Origin of the sequence: Actinophytocola xanthii (assembly GCF_001921205.1) — a bacterium.
GTDB lineage: Bacteria > Actinomycetota > Actinomycetes > Mycobacteriales > Pseudonocardiaceae > Actinophytocola > Actinophytocola xanthii.
The window spans coordinates 74,462-91,124 of record NZ_MSIE01000021.1; the positions used below are offsets into that span (position 1 = coordinate 74,462).

The window sequence follows — 16,663 nt, forward strand, 5'->3', positions numbered from 1 at the left end:
GTTGGGGATCGGGGAATTCGGCGGAATTCCTTCGGGTGGCCGTGACTGCCCGTATTCTTCGGGCCTGGGGTGGAGGAAACCGTGGAGGTGGGAAGTGACCGGCGAACGACCGCTGGGCAATGCCGGTTACGTGCTCACCGGCAGCGGCGGCGGAGGCAACGGCGACTACGTCTTCGCCTCGCTGGAGGAGCTGGGGGCAGTCATCGCCGAGTGGGAAGCTGTTCGTGACGGCGTGGTGGCGGACGGCCGGAAGATCGTCCAGGCGCAGTCGTTGATCTCCTCGCCGGCCGGAGACGAGATGAGCACGGCGCAGGCGACCGCGGTGCGTGACTCTCTGACCGCGGCGCGTGAGCACAACGAGAGGATGCGGTTGTACGCGACCGACTACATCGAGAAGTTGACAGCCGCCCGAGACCAGTACCGGCACGACGACGACCTGAACGCCGCCCGGATGAGGGGCGTCGATGTCGACTGAGCCCCCGACCATCCGCCTCGCGATCTCGGCGGCGGTGATGCTCCTCGCCGGTCCGCTCGTCGCCGCCTGCACCACGACCGCAGGGGGCACGCCGACCAGTGTCACGACCAGCGACGCTCCCACGAGCGCCACCAGCGGAGAGGCTCCCGGCGAAGGCGCGCCCCCGGTGGAAAACCCGCTCGACGCGGGCATCTTCATCGAGCAACCGTGCACGACGCTGACCCAGGACCAACTCTCCACCCTCGGTGTGAGTCGCCCCGGCGTGCCGACGACGTCGGGGGCTGTCGCGGAGAGGGCCGGGCCGTACTGCACCTGGTTGATCTCCGAGCAGGGGGGCGCGATCGGTATCGGGTTCATCACAGGCAACAAGAACGGCCTGTCCGACAACTATCGCGCCCGCGAGGAGTTCGCCTACTTCGAGCCGACCACCGTGGAGGGATACCCAGCGGTGTTCTCGGATCGGTCGGACCTCAGGGACAGCGGCTCCTGCTCCCTCTTCGTCGGCATCGCCGACACGTTGACCATCCTGGCCACCGAGACGGGTCAGTTGGACGCGCAAGGCGCCTGTGACCGGGCGAAGCAGGTGGCGGCGGCCGCCGTGACGACGATGGGCGGGGGTGGCTGATGTCGGGCATGACCGGGGACGAGATCTACGAGAACTTCACCACCGGAGCTGGTCCGGACGGGCTGATCGGCGGCGCTGACATGGTGCGGGACGTCGCCAGCGGTTACGAGGCCCGCGCGACGCAGATCCGCGCGCTGATGTCCAGGATGGAGGCGGCCTGGCAGGGCCAGGCGTCCGGAGCGGCGTTGCGGGGAGCGGGGCCGCTCGCCATCGAGCACGACCTGTCGGCCACGGCCCTCGCGACGGCTCAGGACCTGACGAACCGGCAGGCGGGATCGTTCAGCGAGGCCAGGAGCCGGGTCGTCCCGGTGCCTCCCAAGCCCGAGCCGGTGAACCCGATGGTCATCCTCACCAACCCCAACGCCGTCGTCGAACTCGAACGCCAGGTCGACGAGTACAACAACGCCGCGCAGCACAACGTGGACGTGATGAACGGGTACAGCGGCGCATCCGAGTACAACACGACGAACCTGCCCCACAGCTACGGCAAGCTCTCCCTCGACGAGGCCGGCGTCGACATCGGCAGCCCCGGCACGACGATCGCCTCCAGCGACTTCGGCGGAGGAGGGGACCGCGGGGGCACCGGTGGCGGCCCGCGCATCGCTCCACTGGGCACCGGGCCTGACTCGAGTAGTTCACCGAGCAACGGACCCGACCGCGCGAGCTCGGACGGGCGTCCGTCAGGTAACTCAGGTTCGGGCGTCACGCCCGGCGGCGTCGTTCCCGGAGCGTCCTCTCCTGGCGGCGTCTCCCCCGGCGGTGTTTCTCCCGGTGGCATCTCCCCGGGCGGCGTCTCTCCCGGCACTACGACCCCGGAGACCTTCCTGCCCTCACCGGGCGGGCAGAACGGACTGTCGGCCGACCCGAATCCGGGGCGCTTGTCGGGGTCACCGATACCGGGCGGCGTCCCGGCGGTGGGCAGCACACCCGATCCGGCGTTCGGCTCGCTTCGGAGTGGGCCTGGCGGCGGGGTGCCTGGAGGCCTGCCAGGCACCGGAGGGCCGTTAGGTGGCGGTGGCGGTGGACTCCGGGGAGTTGGCGGTGGCCCTGTCGCCGGCGGTCCCGGTGCCGGCGCCGGCGCCGGGGAGACCGGGTCGGCATCGCGATCCGGCCCGGGCAGTGTGCTCGGCGCGGGCCGGGCGAACGCCGGCGCGTCGGGGTTTCCGGTGGGCGCGGCCGGGCGTGGTCGTGACGAGGAGGACCACGAGCACCGGCGGCCGGAGTGGCTCGAGGGTGGCGATCCAGACGACCTGTTCGACACCGACGAGCTGACCGCACCGCCCACCATCGGCGCCGAGGACGACTAGCGTGGTCCTGCCCAAGCCGGTGACCGTGCCGGCCGCGCAGCTGGCTGCCTTGCTCACCGACCACGGGCTCGGCGAGCCGCACAAGGTGCTCGCCCCCGAGGCCCGCTGGCTGCCGCCGGCCGGGCACGACGCGTTGCGGCGGCAGTCGCGGGAGCTGCTCGGCGCCCTTGGCTGGCGGGACCGCACCGGCCGGCTCGACCGGGAGGTCGCCGCGGCCTTGGCCGTGCTCTGCCGGCCGCAGGTCGAGTACTACGGATGGCTCGTCGAGAACGGCCACACCATCGGCGTCCTCGCCGCACGCATCGGGCGGGAGGCGGTCGTCGCGGTGCGTGAGGCGGACTCGACCGTCTGGATGCGCTCGATCCACCACACCGAGCTCGCGGAGCGGCTGGTCGAGCAGACCCCGCCGGTCCCGGCGGGGCCGGGCACCCGGTTCACGGTCTCGCCGGCCGAGGTCCGGGCGACCACCCCGGACGGCCGCCAGCTCACGACCAGCGGCGTCGGCATGCGGCGGGCGGGCCCGGAGGTGCGGCTGGCGCAACACCTCGCGCGGCTGCCGTCCGGCGGGCACGGCGAGCTGTCGGTCGCCCGCCGCGACGAGCTTGGGCGGCGGCAGCGCGCGCAGCGGCCGTTGCGGTACACCGACACCAGCGAGGGGCGGTTCGCGTTGGTGTTCGACGGCCACGGGCAGGTGAGCGTGGAGCCGGCGGGGCAGGTGGAGCTCGTCCGGCACCTGGTGCTGATGGAGCGGTCCCTGTCCGCCTAGAGGTACGCGGCCGTCCGGGTCGGCGGCTACTGGCGCTGGGCCAGGACTATTCGGTTCTCCGCGTAGCCGTCCGCGCCGCCCACCCAGCGGCCGCCGCAGGTGACGAGGACCAGGCGGTGCGGACCGGACTGGGCGAACAGGTCCGCCGCCTGCGCGGGTAGTTCGTCCTTGTCGAGGGTCAGGATCTCGGTCACGGTGTAGCGGGTCACGGCGCCGCGGGCGTCGACGACCGTCACCCCGTCACCCCGTTCGCTGCGCCACAGTTCGGCGAAGGGGCCGATGGCGCCGTTCCAGTTGACGTGCCCGGCCAGGACGGTCGCCCCGCTCGGGGCGTTCGGGCCCGCCCCCCACCACGTCGCCTCGTTCAGGTCGTCGGGGACGGGTAGTACGCCGTTGGTGACCTCGCGGCGGACCAGGGTCGCGGTGCCGCCCTCGGTGAGGCGGACCGTGCCGCGGGGTTGACTTTGCGGTACGGGCTCCGCGGTTCGCGTGGGGGTGGCGGGAGGCGCGGGTGTGGGGGTCGGCGACGGGGGCGGCGCCGGCCGGCTGCTCGGCGGTGGTGTCGGCGCGGTGCTCAGGGGTGGCTCCTCGACGGTGCGGACGGGCGCCTCACGGGGAGCCGGCACCGCCGTGCCGACGACGGGGGCGGCCCGCGCACCGGTGGCGACAACCGCCGCGATGACGGCGATGCTCACCGAGACCGCCGCCAGCGGCGCGGCCCAGGCGGTGGGCACGCGCCGCCGGCGCAGATGGCGCCCGGTCACCGACGGAGGTGGCGGCCGCGGCGGTGGGGCTGGCGGTGCCCGATCAGCAGCGCGACGAACACCGCCGCCACCGTGAGCACGATGCCGAGCAGGATCAGACCGGCGGGGGTGGCGTCGTCGGTCAGCGCTGCCTGGGCCACGGCGGCCTGCGGCGACTCGCCGGCCGGGATCGTCGAGGGGATCTGGGGCGGGGTGGTCGTCGTCGTGGTTGTCGTGGTGGTGGTCGGGGGTGGGCTCGCTGTCGTGTCGGCGGCGGCGGTCAGTTCCTCCTCCCCGCCCGTGCTGACCACGCGCTGGGTATCGACCTCGACGGCCTGCCGCACGACCGGGACCGCGGCCGGGGCAGCCAACGCGATGTTCAGGGCAGGTGCGGCACCCGTGGGGGTGACAGCCAGCGTCACCGGAGCGCCGTCCTCGGGTGTCGACACCGTCGCGGTGGTGACCTGGTCGCCGGTCGCGGGGTCGGTGAACGTCGCCCCGCTGGCGGTGACCGTCACCGGCACCTCGGCCACGCCGCTGCCGGCAGCGTTGGCGACCTCGAACGTCCACTCGGCGGCCACGCCGATCGTCTGGGGGGCGTCCGGAGCGGTGACCGCCGCCGTCCAGGGGCCACGGTTGGCCGCGGCGTCCGCGGTCAGAGTGTCGACGGCAGCCTGGGCCGTGGGTGGCAGCTTCGTGAGGTGGAACGGGGCGTCGTAGGCGATGTGCCGAAAGTCGTTGCTCGGGTCGAGCTGGGCGGGGTTCTGCGGCCCGGAGGTCCAGGCATGGATCAGGTGCGCGAGCGCCGCGGCCTCGTCGCGGCTGCGCGTCGAGCGGTAGCGCAGCAACAGGTAGGAGATGTCCGCCGCCACCTCCGGCGGCAGGGCGGTGCCCCACTTCGTGCGCAGGGCCTCGCCGGGTTGGTACTGCTCGTCGCTGTCCGGCGCGAGGTGGGCGAACTGCACACACCACACCTGCTCGCCGCCAACGATGTAGGAGCCGATCCAGTCGCCGGCGTCCGGGTTGTTGGCGTAGGGCTGAGCGGGTCGGGTCTCGTACCCCAGCCCGGTCTGCACGTCCGCGGCCGCGCTCGGCGCCCCCGTGAACGCGAGACCGGTGACCAGGAACGCTGTGCCGAGAGCTGCCGGAACGCGTCGCCGCTCACCGAGCGCGCGCGACATCGACGATGTGGACATCCACCACTCCAAGGGGACCGAGCAACGCCGTAGTGTGACTACAGGAGCACGCTGAGCTACCCAGGTAGCCTGTCGGCGCGCTCGGTCCCCGGCAATCCGCCAGCGGTGTGTCACCAAATCGGGTGTAGGGCGCTTCCTCCGTTCGGTTCAGCCGGCCGGGGCGAACAGGTCAGCCGCCCGCGATCTTCGCCGCGACCGCTTCTCCCGAGCGGATGGCGCCTTCGATGAAGCCGTACCAACAGATGGCGATCTCGCTCCCGGCCCAGTGGACGCGGCCGACCGGCTCGCGCAGCGCCGCTCCGAAGCCGGTCCAGGCGCCGGGCGGGAAGAGCGCCGAGTACGCCCCGCGGCTGAACGGCTCCGCGCTCCAGTCCTGGTCCGCATAGCCGATCGGCTCGGCGGCGCGCGGACCCAACAGCCGGGTGAGCTGGGCCAGCACGGCGGTCCGCCGCTCGTCCACCGACCTCACCGCGAACGTCCGGGCCGTGGCGCCGGCGACCACCCCCGCCAGGACACCGCGCTCACTCGTCAAAGCGCTGGTGTCCACGAACCCGTCGAGGGGGCCGCCCAGGCTCAGCGAGTAACCGCTCAACCCGGCCGAGCGCCAGAACGGCTCCGGATAGACGACCATGCACTTGATCGCCGCACCCATACCGAGGCGTTGGGTCAACGCGTCGCGGAGCGCGGGCAGCGGCGGGCTGTACTCGATCCGGGCGGCGAGCGGGGGCGGAACCGCCACGACGGCATGGTGCGCCCTGATGGTCACTCCACTGTCGACACTAACCAGAACTCCGTCGTCGTCCTGGCTGATCGCGCGGACCGCGGCCCGCAGCCGAACCCGGTCGCCGAGCCGCGCGGCCAGCCGCACCGCCAGCTCCTGTGCGCCGCCGACCAGCCGGTCCTGTTGTGCGCCGCCCTCGATGGCCATGACGGCCCCCAACGATCCGGCCGCCCGCACGTAGAAGAGGGCGTGCAGCAGCGACAGCTCGCTGGGGTCGGCCGCCCACAGCACGCGGGACGCGAGCGTGAACAGTCGCCGCCCCATCCTCGTGCGCAGGTTCCGACGAATCCAGCCGGCAAGTGTCGACATGTCCAGTCGCGCCGCGCCCGGGCTCGTCCACGGTGCCCGCGGGTCGACCCTGCGGGCCAGCCGCTCGAACCGAGCCTGCGCCTGGGCGAGGTCGAGCAGGGCGAGCGGTCCGAGCGACGGCACGGTCCCCCGGAACCGCCGGAGGCGCCCGGCGTCGGTCTCGACCAGGTTGTCGCCGGCGGTGTGGGTGGGGACGACCTCGACGCCGAGCTCCGCGGCCAGCGCGTACACCCGGTCCTGACCGGGCCCGACGAACTGACCGCCCAGGTCGACAACCTCGCCCCCGGCGAGGACGCTGCTGGTGCGGCCGCCCACGCGGTCGCGCGCCTCGCACACGAGCACGTCGAAGCCCTGTCGGGAGAGACGGTCCGCGCAGGTCAGCCCGGCGACGCCGGCGCCGACGAGGACAACGTCGGTGGTGTGGTGGTTCATGCACTCTCCTGGTGCGTCTCGGGCCGTGCCCGGGACGCACCACACCACCGGGGTGCGGACGCGTTCGCGGCACGGCGAACACGTCAGCGCACCCACCACCACCATCGCGCCGACTCATTGATCTTGGCCGCCGCAGTGTACCGCGATCGCCCACACGAGACGCGGAACGGCCGTGGCGGCCTGAACTGTCGACAGTGTCGCGCTATCGTCCCGAAGATGAGCGACGTTCACGACTTTCTGCTGGTGCTCGACCTCCGGCCCGAGGTGTCCGAGGAGAAGATCAACGAGCTCCGCTGGCACCTGGGACTCGGTCCACAGCCGGAAAACCTGACCATCGTCACCGACTTCGACGAGGTGATGGTGGACGAGGCGGGCGAGCCCATCGTGGAGAGCCATCCGCGCCCGCTGCTGGGGGAGCAGGGACCCGCCTGGCGCACCGGCGGTGCTCTCGTCTCCCAGTTGGTGGCGCGTGCGGACGGCGGCTGGGCAGTCACGTCCCGCCAGGAGCTCCACCCCGACGACTTCGATCGCGTGAGCGCTCTGGTGGACTGGCTCGCCGCCCACGCACGCGATGCCGGAAATCCCCAGTTCATCGGCTACCTGCGTCCGTTGGAGGACGCCACCGTCGCCACTCCGCTCACGATCACCGACGGCCGGGTGGTCGGACTGTCCACCTGAGCCTGTCCTTCGATCAGGCGATCTCGTCCCCCACGCCGTCACGCCCGCCGTCGGTTGACGAACAACCGACTGTCACGAGGCATCGGGGCGTCGTGACAGGACTGGGGATCTGGAGATCGCAATGACGAAAAGACTGTGGGGAATCACTTTTTCGGTACTGGCCCTGCTGACCGCGTTGGTTTCCACGCCGGCAGCCGCGGCCCCACCCTCGAGCCTGGCCGAGGCGGTGGCCCAGCAGAACCGGAATGTCTCGGCCGCGGCGTGCTACAACGTCACGATCAGGTCGCTCGCCAACGGTCGCCTCGTGTCGGCCGAGCTGGGCTGGGGCGGCAACGACTACGGGCTGCTGCGGGCACGAGCGACCGCGCTCGGTGCGTGGGAATGGTTCCGGGTGTGCTTCAACGGTTCGAACTCGACGATCCGCTCCTTGGCGAACAACCGTTACGTCTCCGCCGAGATCGGCTGGGGCGGCAACGACTATGGACTGCTGCGGGCACGGGCCACCGCGGTTGGCGCCTGGGAACGCTTCTCCTTCGCCTCCTGCGGTTCCGGCTGCGTCACCATCCGTTCCACGGCCAACAACCGCCTGGTGTCGGCCGAACTGGGCTGGGGCGGCAACGACTACGGACTGCTGCGGGCACGAGCCACCGCGGTAGGCGCGTGGGAGCGCTTCCAGTAAACGAGGCTGACCTACGACGCAGAGGCTGGGCTCCCGCGCACGCGATGCCGGGAGCCCGCGCCCCACTTCAATATTGCCCAACCCGCAGGAGTTCAAAATATTCGCGCAGCCGTCCCAGGAGAGCGTTCTACTCATAGTCACCCCCGGCGGACGCACGAACATCACGGCTGGTGGGACGATTGTCGGAGATCACTCCAGGTGAGGGCAGCCCTGGAGGTCCTCAGCTGTCCACCCGCGACACTCGCCCGGGAGGCGCGTGTTCGCCGGGGCAACCGACATCGGTTCGTGATCCGCCTTGTTGATCTATGTCATCATCGGCGCCTCCACACAGGCAGACGAACTCCAGGGGGTTCTGGTCGTGCGTTTATCTTTGGCAAGGCCCGCGGTCGCGGCCCTCGCGATCGCCGGGTGTCTGGTGGGCGCGTCCGCGCCCGCCCAGGCGGACACGAAGCAGGCTCGTCCGACGACGCTGAACGTCGTGGCGATGGGCGACTCCTACGCTTCGGGCACCGGCGCCGGTGACTACAAGGACGGGACCGGTGTCCCGAACGGCTGTTGGCGCAGCTCGAACTCGTATTCCGAGACGCTGGTCGAGCGGATGCGCGCCGCGGGCGTGTCGGTGTCGTTCAAGAACGTGTCATGCAGCGGCGCGGCGACGACCAACATGATCACGTCGTTCAAGGGCCAGCCGCCGCAGCTCAAGGCGCTCACCAAGGACACGGACCTCGTGTTCCTGACCATCGGCACCAGCGACGTCGACTTCGCCGGCTACGGCGCGCAGTGCATCGCGGCCGACTGCAGTGGCCCGGCCGCGCAGGAGATGCTGTCCCGCATGCCCCGCATGGGCGACTACGTGCTTTCGCTGATGATCAAGATCAAGGCCTACAGCCCGAAGGCGACCATCGTGCTGACCGGGTACGGCAGCCAGCTGACCGAGGGCGCGAACGCGCCGGGCATCCCGCTCGACCCGATCTGCGAACCGCAGTACTTCTCCAGCCAGGAGCGGATCGACGGCAACGCGGTCGCCCGCGCCCTCGACGCGAACCTCCGCCACGCCGCCGAGCACGCGGGCGCCACGTTCGTCAGCCCGTACGTGGACTCGGTGAACCTCCACCCCTCGTTCGAGGGCCACTCCCTGTGCGAGTCGACCGAGCCGTACTACCGCGGTCTTGAGGCGCTCGCGCCGGGCCAGGAGGGCATGGAGGCCGTCCTGCACCTGAACGCGTCGGGTCAGGAGGCACTCGCTGACCTGATCCAGGGGGAGTTCGTCCGGTAGATCTTCCCTACGAGACCCGGGTGCCCACCGTTTGGGTGCCCGGGTCTCGTGCTGTTCAGGGCCAGCCTCACCAACAATGATCGGGCCAGGTCTCCGCGAGAACGCCGCTCAAGTGGCCGTGCGGGAGGATGCCGCCAGCGCGAGGGTCTTCGCGTTGCTGACTGCGTCAGATTGACTGTTTTGTGGTGGGAAAAGTGTGGGGCCGACCCTGAAGGATCGGCCCCACGATTGCCTCAACCATGGCAATGAGCGCGCCCGAAGGGATTCGAACCCCTAACCTTCTGTTCGGGGCAGCTCGCCACCGACACTTCTCATCAGTGCGCACTTCCTTGCGGCACAAGGAAAGACGCTTGCCGTCAACGGTCACCATCTACCAGCGTCTTACACCCTTTTGTGTGGGTAAAGTGTGGGTCCGATCATGCTCGGCGGGGGTTCGCACGGGCGAGAGACAAGCTCGCCCCATGGTGCGATCCGCGCCTGCGGACTGTACTGGCCGTCCGAGTAGGGCGCGGATCGTGCCATGGCCCCCAGGGTCCAGGGGCGGGGCGCCCCTGGTACTACTCAGCTCAGCTTCGCGCCAGTCGCAATGCCCCCCGCAGGGGCGCGCGGTCAGCTTCGGTGGTCGCTCAGTGGAACCTGCCGCGCTCCGGTCCGGCGTTGGGTCGAGCCTGGCTTGCAACGTCGATCGAGCTGCGTCCTCGGCTGTTCCCTAGTACAGGTCGTCACGTAGCGCCAGGTCGGCGAGGTCAAGAGGGGCTGAGCCATCGCAGAGCGACGCCGCTAGGCGCTCTTGAGGTCGACGAGCTGGTGTTCGACGATCGAGGCCGAGGGAGCTTGACGTCTTTGCTTGCGGGTAATGCGCCGCTGGTGGTGGCGCTGCCGTCGTGGGCTCGTGGGCCGCGCCGCGCTGGCCGGCCGGCGTGAGCGGAGCGGAAGCCGGCCGTGCCGCGTCGGATGCGGGGCCACGTTGCCAACGCGACGGGCCGAGTGCGCCGCCGCCGGCGGCGCGCCTTGATCCCATAGAGCGAAATTCGGCAGCCGATGGCGAACCGCGCTCGTGGGCCGCCGTGTCACAGCACCTAGACACCCCTAGGACGAAGGTCGCCACGCTAGAGAGCCTGCTTGCTTAACCCGGCTGACGACGTCTGGCAAGCTACGACGCGTGGCTGTGGATCTCGAGGAGTGGCTCCGTACCCGATGCAGCGGGTATGAGTTTGACATCAAGGGCGTGTTCCGCCGCGCTGGCTCACACGAATGGCCTGTCGTTGCGCATACTGCCGAGGCTTTAGAAACTTCGCTCGCGGAAGGTGGGCACCTTCTCCCTCTTCCCAAAGAGCCCGCGGCGTTGGCAAATGTTCTCGAAGTTAGCATCGTTGACTTCGTTCTTGCAGCCGTAGCTGAGGAGGATGGCGCCGAGGGTCAGCGGGGAACGGAACGCGGCTATCCTGATATCGAGATCTCGGGATCAAAATTTGGCGGCGGATTTCATGCGGTTGACGTGAAAGTAGCACGTCGTAAAATTAACAAAAACGGAGCACCTAGTGGCCAAACTCAAAGTCGCATAACACTGTATACCGGAAATACGTACTTTCGGTATCCAACGTTGAAATGGCCGGGCACATTTCGCCCGTTCAACGAATACAAGTCACATCTGGACATCATCGGCATCTATACGCTCGACGAGCAATCGGCGGCGAGAGTAGTCGACCTCGAGTTGATCGTACAACCGCCTTGGAAGATTGCTAGCAAAAAGCGCTCATCCACCACCCGCGAGTACCTGGGCGCCGTCATGGGCATCACCGATCTCAGAGAGGGACGAGGCGAGTTCGACACACCCGAGGAGTTTTACACCTACTGGCGGAAGTACAAGTTCAAGATCGGAGACGTAGTACAGAAGCAGTTGGACAAGCTGCTTCAGGCACACGACCCGGCTACTCAGCTCACGCTCATGAACGTGGATCGGGCGTCCGAAGACGACCATCCATGATGTGACCTCGCGCACATCGTGTCGTCGACCGCTTGTCGGTGCAGTGTGGCATGCTTCGGTCGTGGTGGCCAGCAAGGGACTAGCGATCTCCCTCTTCTCAGGTGCAGGCGGGCTCGACCTGGGCGCAGAGCGCGCTGGGTACACAGTCGTAGCGGCAGTCGAACGTGACAAGGATGCGGCTGCCACTATGGAGAAGAACTTTCATGGCTTGGCGTCGCCTGTCATTCGCGAAGATATACTCCATGTAACCTCTCGCGCTATCAAGAGCGCTGCCAAGCTGGGCCGAGGTCGTCCAGACCTCCTCATCGGCGGTCCACCCTGTACCCCCTTCAGCAAGAGTGGCTTCTGGTTGGACTGGAAACGCGCTGGCCTGGATCCTGATGCATCGCTGTTGCAGGCTTACACCAGAGTGCTCGCGGAGACTCGACCCCGCGCATTCGTTTTGGAAAACGTGTACGCACTGACCTACAATAATCGAGCATCGAGGCCTGCGTACGAACGATTGTTGCGTGAGATAGACGAGGCTGGTTATACGTTCTCGTCAAAGGTGCTTAACGCGGCTGACTACGGCGTGCCACAAGCGAGACCACGTCTGTTCGTCATAGGGGTGCCAAAAGGGAAGAAGCTACCTCTGCATCCCGATGCGACACATGGCGGCAACTGGGAGCGACGTACGACGGGTAATTCTGGACGTCCTCACGTTACAGCAGGAGAAGCCCTAAAGGATCTTGTTACAGAATCAGAACCCGAGGAAGTCGTCCGCGGTCAGTACGCCCACCTTCTTCCTGGTATTCCACCAGGCGATAACTACCTGCATTACACGGCAGAACGAGGCCACCCGGACCCAGTATTTCGTTGGCGAAGTCGATATTGGAGCTTTCTCCTAAAACTGAGTCCCGATAAGCCATCTCCAACAATTCAAGCTCAACCTGGTCCGAATATCGGACCGTTTCATTGGGAGAATCGTAGGCTTCGGGTGCCTGAAATGAAGGCGCTATTTACCTTTCCCTCTGAGTTCGATTTCGTCGGGAGCCGCGCCAGTATTCAAGCTCAACTTGGAAATTCGGTTCCTCCGCTGCTTGCCGAGAAGGTCATCGAGGCGGTCGCGGATCAGGTGTCGTAGCTAGCATCCTCGTTGCCGCAGTTCGCTACGCTCATGCCGTGGCAAGAGCTCCTTTAGCGTCGAGTCAAGCTGCCCGCCGGGTCATGCAGGGCAACCGGAGTCGGGACACCCGCCCTGAACTCGCTCTGCGCCGAGCCCTCCATGCCCTGGGTTTGCGCTACCGGGTATGTACGAGACCGCTACCGAACGTGCGACGGACAGCCGATGTGGTGTTTCCTTCCGCGCGGGTCGCGGTGGAGGTTCGAGGCTGCTTCTGGCATGGTTGTGTTGATCACTACAAGCAACCGCGCACGAATAGTGGCTACTGGGCGAACAAGATCCAACAGAACCTTCGCCGAGACGAAGACCTCGCACGGACGCTGCAAGATGCCGGATGGGCATTGGAGGTCGTTTGGGAGCATGAAGATGCAACTACCGCCGCGGTTCGGGTAGCGGCCATCGTTCACGAACGACGAATTGCGGCCCGCCGAGTCAGCTCGACCAGAAACCAACCGGGCAAGGCGCCACGCTCCGGAACCGAGACGTCGGCCAACGGTCTCCATGAGCGCGAGCGGCCATCGATGTAGTTGCCACAGTCACACCGGCTTTAGCTTCTGTCGCACCCGAGGAGGGGTCCTCGACGTGTTGTTAGCTGAGTTGCAAGAAGAGTTGATAATACCTCGTAAGATCAAGTTATCACACCAGGTGTGGATTGCTGCTGCTATTCTAGGGTTCTTACGCACTGCCATCAACGACGAGTATCGCAGGACCGAACGCGACCGTGGGCGTGCCAACAATATTATGAATGATCTCCAGGGCGCACTGGGAGAACTGGTGGGCCTGGAACTGCTGGAACGGTCCGGCCTTTGGCGAAGCACTGCCGGACTACTTGACCTGTACGGATCGGTCAATGGACCAGATTTAGTCACCAACACGACACCTCCGACTATGCTTGATGTCAAGTGTCATTTCGATGAACCGCGAAAGCGTCTATTTCTTATCAACGAGCGAGCCCGTCGCCGGAGCATCAGTCGCGGTGTCGTGGCTTTTCTACCTATCGCTACCGCCTCGCTGCACCGAAATGCCTACCTGGGCTCGCTAATTCCGATCGAACAATTGGAGGAGTGGGAACTAAAGGAAGTTGGAAGATATGGCGATGCATCGCGACAAATAACACTGGTCGACCTGGATCGGCGGTTTCTCGGCAACCATAATGTCGAGTGGCGAACCGAAAATCGCGTTGAGCAATGGGGGGCCTCAGATCGTCAAGAGAGCTACGCTTTCTCGATTAGAAGAACTTGTCGGATCTTCGATCCTTCCCCAGCTGAGGCAGGATGGGTTCCGCATGGAGAACCTAGCACCCACTGCAGCCCGACAAGCGCTGTTAAACTTGCTGCCCCAAACGCTGCGCTCCGAACTTCAGTGCTTATGAATAGCTGACGCATCGTTCCGTTCCGGCTACTCACTGATACAATAGCGAGCCAAGCAAGGAAATCGACGTTGTGATAGCAGTTGGCCCATCATTGGATATCAGTGCCAGCTTACTCGGCTTATTGGCATAATAGATCGCGGGAACTTGGGCTTTGCGCGCTGCTTGCACGTCGGTGACAGAATCGCCAACGAATATGCATCTGGTCGACTGAATGCCGAGTTGTACCAATGCTTGGTTCACGAGAAATGGATTTGGCTTGAGTAGATCGACGTCGGCACTGCTTCGCGCGGAGACAACGTCGATAACTGAACCAAGGTTGTGGATGTCAAGATAGGCAGCCACGGCGTGCTCGGAGTTGTTGCTGACAACTGCGATCGATCGACCACTCTGTTTCCAGCCGTAAATTAGATCGTTGCTGCCCGGCGTCGGCTTAGCGCTTTGAATCGCGTTCGCTTCAAGCCCTCGAAACGCAGCTTCGACATAACGAGCTTCTGCTTCACCAAGAGTGGCTGCGTGAAAAAGCACGGCGAACGGGTCAACTGCACCCTTCACTGCAGCCGGGAGATCGACGTGCCCACCTTGAACAAGTACGTCACGTAGTTGTTCGGCGATGACGTGGGCCGGGAATCCCGCGAAGACCGAGCAGACGGGTCCGTCAAAGTCGAGAAGCATTGCTTCGGTCCCTACGAGAATTCGCCGCAGTGTTTCGGGATCATCGATCGGTGGGATCATGGGATGAACTCCGTGGAGACGGTGTTCCACATGCTGTCGAACCAGGTGCGGGCTTGGTCGACGTATTGGGAGCCGGTGGAGGTGTCGTCGTCGTTGGCGGAGTGGTGGAAGAGGATGGCGTCTTTGCCCATGAGGTCGTAGACGGTGTGGGGTTCGTCGCCGAGGGTGAGGACGTGTTCGCGGACGGGGTAGAAGCCGAAGAAGGCTTCTTCGTTGTTGACGATGTAGAGCTTGAACAGGGGGGCGGCGTGGTGGACGTGGACCTCTGCGGTGGCTTCGTCGACCAGGCCGAGGCTGCCCAGTTCGTTCACGGTGTCGGTGATGGCGCCGACGTAGCGGTGCATGATCTTGGTGGCGCGGGCGCGGAACTGAGGGCTGTCGCTGAGGTCGTCGGCTCGACAGGGGATCGCTAGCGGTGCGGTGGTGTCGGGTACGAGGATCCGAACCCTGATCGACTTGGGGCGGAGTCGGCCGATGCGGATCTTGTCCAGGGGTTCCTGCATGGCGCCGTGCAGGGTCTCGCCGGAGAAGCCGGCGAAGTCGATGGTCACGTCCTCGGCTTGGAACGCACGTTCGATGTGGGGGCGGAGCCCGACCGGGCGTTCGGTGCGTTCGCGGACGAACACGCCGCTGCCCTGCCTGGAGACGATCAGGCCCTCTTCGCGGAGTTCGCGGAGGGCGTTCTGCACCGTCATGGGCGCGACGTTGTAGGTCTTGGCCAGCTCGGTACGGGATGGCAGCTTGTCCCCGGGCGTGAACTTCTTGGTCAGGATCGCGGCGCGCAGGGCGTTCGCGACCTGCACGTACGGCGGTCGCGGGTCGTCCGGGTCCAGTGCCATCGCCACTCCGTCCTCCACCTTTGTTGTCCTCTTGCATCGTATCGATGGCTGTCTAGGTGGGCTAGAGAGCTAGACACGCTAGCGTCTTCCTTGACTTGTCTAGCCAGGCTGACTTACTCTCTACCTGTACAGGTCAGCTAGACCGGCTAGCCCGGTGTTGGGAGACGGTTCGATGCCACTCATTCCGACGCGGTTCGCTGTCGAGTTCGGGGAGGTGTTCCCGTTCGGCGCGTTCGTCCTCGGTGTGGAGCCCTCCATGGCGTTCTCGGCCGATCCGTCCGCGGTGAAGCAGCAGGAGCGGGACAAGGAGACCGGTCAGCTCGTGTGGATCGTGCGCGCGCTGGACGCCAACGAGGAAGCAGCGCGGTTCGGGGCCGAGTTCAAGGTCAAGATCTCCGCCGACCACCAGCCGGTGCCGCCGGAGAAGATCCCGGGGTTCCCGTTCGCGCCGGTCGAGTTCGACGGGCTCACCATCACCCCGTACGCGAACAACAAGGGCCGGATCGCGCACAGCTTCCGCGCCAAGGGGATGCAGGCGCCTGGAGGGGCTCGCGGCGGCCGGGCGGCAGCGCGTGAGCAGAAGGCGGCGTGAGTCTGATGCGGGCGTCTCGGGAAGCGGTCGCCCGCTGGAACACCGCCTACGCAGAACAGACAGCCGCTCTGTTCGCGGCTATGCGTGCGCGAGCCACGGATCTAGAGGCGATACGTCGTCTGGCTGTGGCTTACCACGAGGTCGCGAGCGCTTGGCGTGGGCTGGCCGGTGAGCTGGCCATACCGCTGTGGGCACGTCACGCAGCGGCGGTCGCCGCTGAGGAGTTCGACCGACGGGCGGGCGTGGAGTTCGCCCGGCTCAACACACCACCACGCAAGGAGTCATGACCGTGGGTTTCAACGTGACGTGCTCACCAGGACGGGAGGCGGCTGCGGCGTTCATGCGGGTCACGCCCCTATTGCCGGCGTTGGTGATCTACATGGACCCGGTGAACCTGGCCATTCAGCTCCCGCCGTTCCCGGGCGGTGACCAGGTGCTGGCCAAGTTCTGCCGCGAGCTGGCTCGGGAAGCCGGCAAGCTCGCCGCCGAGATCGACCCTGATGGGGAACCGGCACCGCCCGAGGACGCGACACCTGAGCCGATCCTGATGCGCGACGAGTTCGGCGACTCCGGAGCGGGCAACTGAGCCGGCGCGGGGCGGGCATCCCCGATGGCAATCCCGCCATGTCCGCTCCGCGCCACCCATCCCATCGACCTTGCGGAGAGGAGGAAATGGAGTGTCGAACAGGTCATGGGCCGGCGACGGACGTAG

General features: G+C 66.7%; 18 protein-coding genes. 13 read left to right on the forward strand and 5 right to left on the reverse strand.

Annotation, left to right across the window (positions count from 1 at the left end; translation table 11 throughout):
* Nucleotides 1–94 precede the first annotated feature (94 nt).
* From BU204_RS13395 to BU204_RS13410, 4 genes are read left to right on the forward strand one after another with little or no spacing between them, the layout of a single operon-like run.
* On the forward strand, nucleotides 95–475 hold the full coding sequence (locus tag BU204_RS13395) for a PE domain-containing protein (RefSeq protein ID WP_083661284.1): 381 nt from the start codon (nucleotides 95–97) through the stop codon (nucleotides 473–475).
* Between the two features lie 37 nt (nucleotides 476–512).
* The gene (locus BU204_RS13400) at nucleotides 513–1,100 is read left to right on the forward strand and encodes a DUF3558 domain-containing protein (protein WP_233160234.1); all 588 of its coding nucleotides are present in this window, start codon (nucleotides 513–515) and stop codon (nucleotides 1,098–1,100) included.
* On the forward strand, nucleotides 1,100–2,407 hold the full coding sequence (locus BU204_RS13405) for a PPE domain-containing protein (protein WP_075125972.1): 1,308 nt from the start codon (nucleotides 1,100–1,102) through the stop codon (nucleotides 2,405–2,407). Before BU204_RS13400 ends, BU204_RS13405 begins: the two co-directional genes overlap by 1 nt.
* A gap of 1 nt (nucleotide 2,408) precedes the next feature.
* Nucleotides 2,409–3,173, forward strand: a complete 765-nt coding sequence (locus BU204_RS13410) for an ESX secretion-associated protein EspG (protein WP_075125973.1) — start codon at nucleotides 2,409–2,411, stop codon at nucleotides 3,171–3,173.
* 26 nt (nucleotides 3,174–3,199) lie between these two features.
* Here the strand turns inward: BU204_RS13410 and BU204_RS13415 are convergent, their stop codons facing one another.
* From BU204_RS13415 to BU204_RS13425, 3 genes are all read right to left on the reverse strand, one after another.
* Complete coding sequence (locus BU204_RS13415) at nucleotides 3,200–3,937, reverse strand: class F sortase (RefSeq protein WP_075125974.1); 738 nt, start codon at nucleotides 3,935–3,937, stop codon at nucleotides 3,200–3,202.
* Nucleotides 3,934–5,112, reverse strand: coding sequence for a hypothetical protein (locus BU204_RS13420; protein ID WP_143229490.1), 1,179 nt, complete (start codon nucleotides 5,110–5,112; stop codon nucleotides 3,934–3,936). Before BU204_RS13420 ends, BU204_RS13415 begins: the two co-directional genes overlap by 4 nt.
* 169 nt (nucleotides 5,113–5,281) lie before the next feature.
* Entirely contained in the window at nucleotides 5,282–6,634 is a 1,353-nt protein-coding gene (locus BU204_RS13425) for a flavin monoamine oxidase family protein (RefSeq protein ID WP_075125976.1), read from the reverse strand.
* Between the two features lie 216 nt (nucleotides 6,635–6,850).
* Between BU204_RS13425 and BU204_RS13430 the strand changes: the two genes are divergently transcribed.
* The 7 genes from BU204_RS13430 to BU204_RS39130 all read left to right on the forward strand — a co-directional run bounded on the left by BU204_RS13430 (nucleotide 6,851) and on the right by BU204_RS39130 (nucleotide 13,796).
* A complete protein-coding gene (locus tag BU204_RS13430; RefSeq protein WP_075125977.1) occupies nucleotides 6,851–7,312 on the forward strand; it encodes a hypothetical protein in 462 nt (153 codons plus the stop codon).
* A 121-nt stretch (nucleotides 7,313–7,433) separates the two neighbouring features.
* Nucleotides 7,434–7,991: a fascin domain-containing protein gene (locus BU204_RS13435; protein WP_143229491.1), complete on the forward strand. Its 558-nt coding sequence runs from the start codon at nucleotides 7,434–7,436 to the stop codon at nucleotides 7,989–7,991.
* Between the two features lie 358 nt (nucleotides 7,992–8,349).
* Nucleotides 8,350–9,267: an SGNH/GDSL hydrolase family protein gene (locus BU204_RS13440; RefSeq protein WP_143229492.1), complete on the forward strand. Its 918-nt coding sequence runs from the start codon at nucleotides 8,350–8,352 to the stop codon at nucleotides 9,265–9,267.
* 1,162 nt (nucleotides 9,268–10,429) lie between these two features.
* A complete protein-coding gene (locus tag BU204_RS13445; RefSeq protein WP_198942862.1) occupies nucleotides 10,430–11,254 on the forward strand; it encodes a type II restriction endonuclease in 825 nt (274 codons plus the stop codon).
* Nucleotides 11,255–11,315: 61 nt separating this feature from the next.
* Entirely contained in the window at nucleotides 11,316–12,377 is a 1,062-nt protein-coding gene (locus tag BU204_RS13450) for a DNA cytosine methyltransferase (protein ID WP_075125981.1), read from the forward strand.
* Nucleotides 12,378–12,415: 38 nt separating this feature from the next.
* Complete coding sequence (locus BU204_RS13455; RefSeq protein ID WP_269844643.1) at nucleotides 12,416–12,943, forward strand: very short patch repair endonuclease; 528 nt, start codon at nucleotides 12,416–12,418, stop codon at nucleotides 12,941–12,943.
* A gap of 55 nt (nucleotides 12,944–12,998) precedes the next feature.
* Nucleotides 12,999–13,796 carry a hypothetical protein gene (locus BU204_RS39130; RefSeq protein WP_143229493.1) on the forward strand — a complete coding sequence of 266 codons (798 nt, stop codon included), beginning with the start codon at nucleotides 12,999–13,001 and terminating at the stop codon, nucleotides 13,794–13,796.
* A gap of 22 nt (nucleotides 13,797–13,818) precedes the next feature.
* On the opposite strand, the gene BU204_RS13460 is transcribed toward BU204_RS39130, so the two are convergent.
* On the reverse strand, nucleotides 13,819–14,520 hold the full coding sequence (locus BU204_RS13460; protein ID WP_075125983.1) for an HAD family hydrolase: 702 nt from the start codon (nucleotides 14,518–14,520) through the stop codon (nucleotides 13,819–13,821).
* A complete protein-coding gene (locus BU204_RS13465; RefSeq protein WP_198942863.1) occupies nucleotides 14,517–15,359 on the reverse strand; it encodes a GntR family transcriptional regulator in 843 nt (280 codons plus the stop codon). The genes BU204_RS13460 and BU204_RS13465 overlap by 4 nt, the downstream gene beginning before the upstream one ends.
* A gap of 172 nt (nucleotides 15,360–15,531) precedes the next feature.
* Here BU204_RS13465 and BU204_RS13470 point away from each other — a divergent pair, with 172 nt between their 5' ends.
* Both BU204_RS13470 and BU204_RS13480 read left to right on the forward strand, forming a co-directional pair.
* Nucleotides 15,532–15,951, forward strand: coding sequence for a hypothetical protein (locus BU204_RS13470; protein ID WP_075125984.1), 420 nt, complete (start codon nucleotides 15,532–15,534; stop codon nucleotides 15,949–15,951).
* A gap of 283 nt (nucleotides 15,952–16,234) precedes the next feature.
* Nucleotides 16,235–16,537 (forward strand): hypothetical protein, encoded by a 303-nt coding sequence (locus BU204_RS13480; protein WP_075125985.1) that lies wholly within the window; start codon nucleotides 16,235–16,237, stop codon nucleotides 16,535–16,537.
* The last annotated feature ends 126 nt before the right edge of the window (nucleotides 16,538–16,663 follow it).

What these genes read in the sequence shown, in the direction of transcription:
- BU204_RS13420 (WP_143229490.1), bottom strand. Translation starts at nt 5,112, where the DNA reads ATGTCCACATCGTCGATGTCGCGCGCGCTCGGTGAGCGGCGACGCGTT.
- BU204_RS13480 (WP_075125985.1), top strand. Translation starts at nt 16,235, where the DNA reads ATGACCGTGGGTTTCAACGTGACGTGCTCACCAGGACGGGAGGCGGCT.
- BU204_RS13425 (WP_075125976.1), bottom strand. Translation starts at nt 6,634, where the DNA reads ATGAACCACCACACCACCGACGTTGTCCTCGTCGGCGCCGGCGTCGCC.
- BU204_RS13470 (WP_075125984.1), top strand. Translation starts at nt 15,532, where the DNA reads ATGCCACTCATTCCGACGCGGTTCGCTGTCGAGTTCGGGGAGGTGTTC.
- BU204_RS13465 (WP_198942863.1), bottom strand. Translation starts at nt 15,359, where the DNA reads ATGGCACTGGACCCGGACGACCCGCGACCGCCGTACGTGCAGGTCGCG.
- BU204_RS13460 (WP_075125983.1), bottom strand. Translation starts at nt 14,520, where the DNA reads ATGATCCCACCGATCGATGATCCCGAAACACTGCGGCGAATTCTCGTA.
- BU204_RS13435 (WP_143229491.1), top strand. Translation starts at nt 7,434, where the DNA reads ATGACGAAAAGACTGTGGGGAATCACTTTTTCGGTACTGGCCCTGCTG.
- BU204_RS13430 (WP_075125977.1), top strand. Translation starts at nt 6,851, where the DNA reads ATGAGCGACGTTCACGACTTTCTGCTGGTGCTCGACCTCCGGCCCGAG.
- BU204_RS13405 (WP_075125972.1), top strand. Translation starts at nt 1,100, where the DNA reads ATGTCGGGCATGACCGGGGACGAGATCTACGAGAACTTCACCACCGGA.
- BU204_RS13400 (WP_233160234.1), top strand. Translation starts at nt 513, where the DNA reads ATGCTCCTCGCCGGTCCGCTCGTCGCCGCCTGCACCACGACCGCAGGG.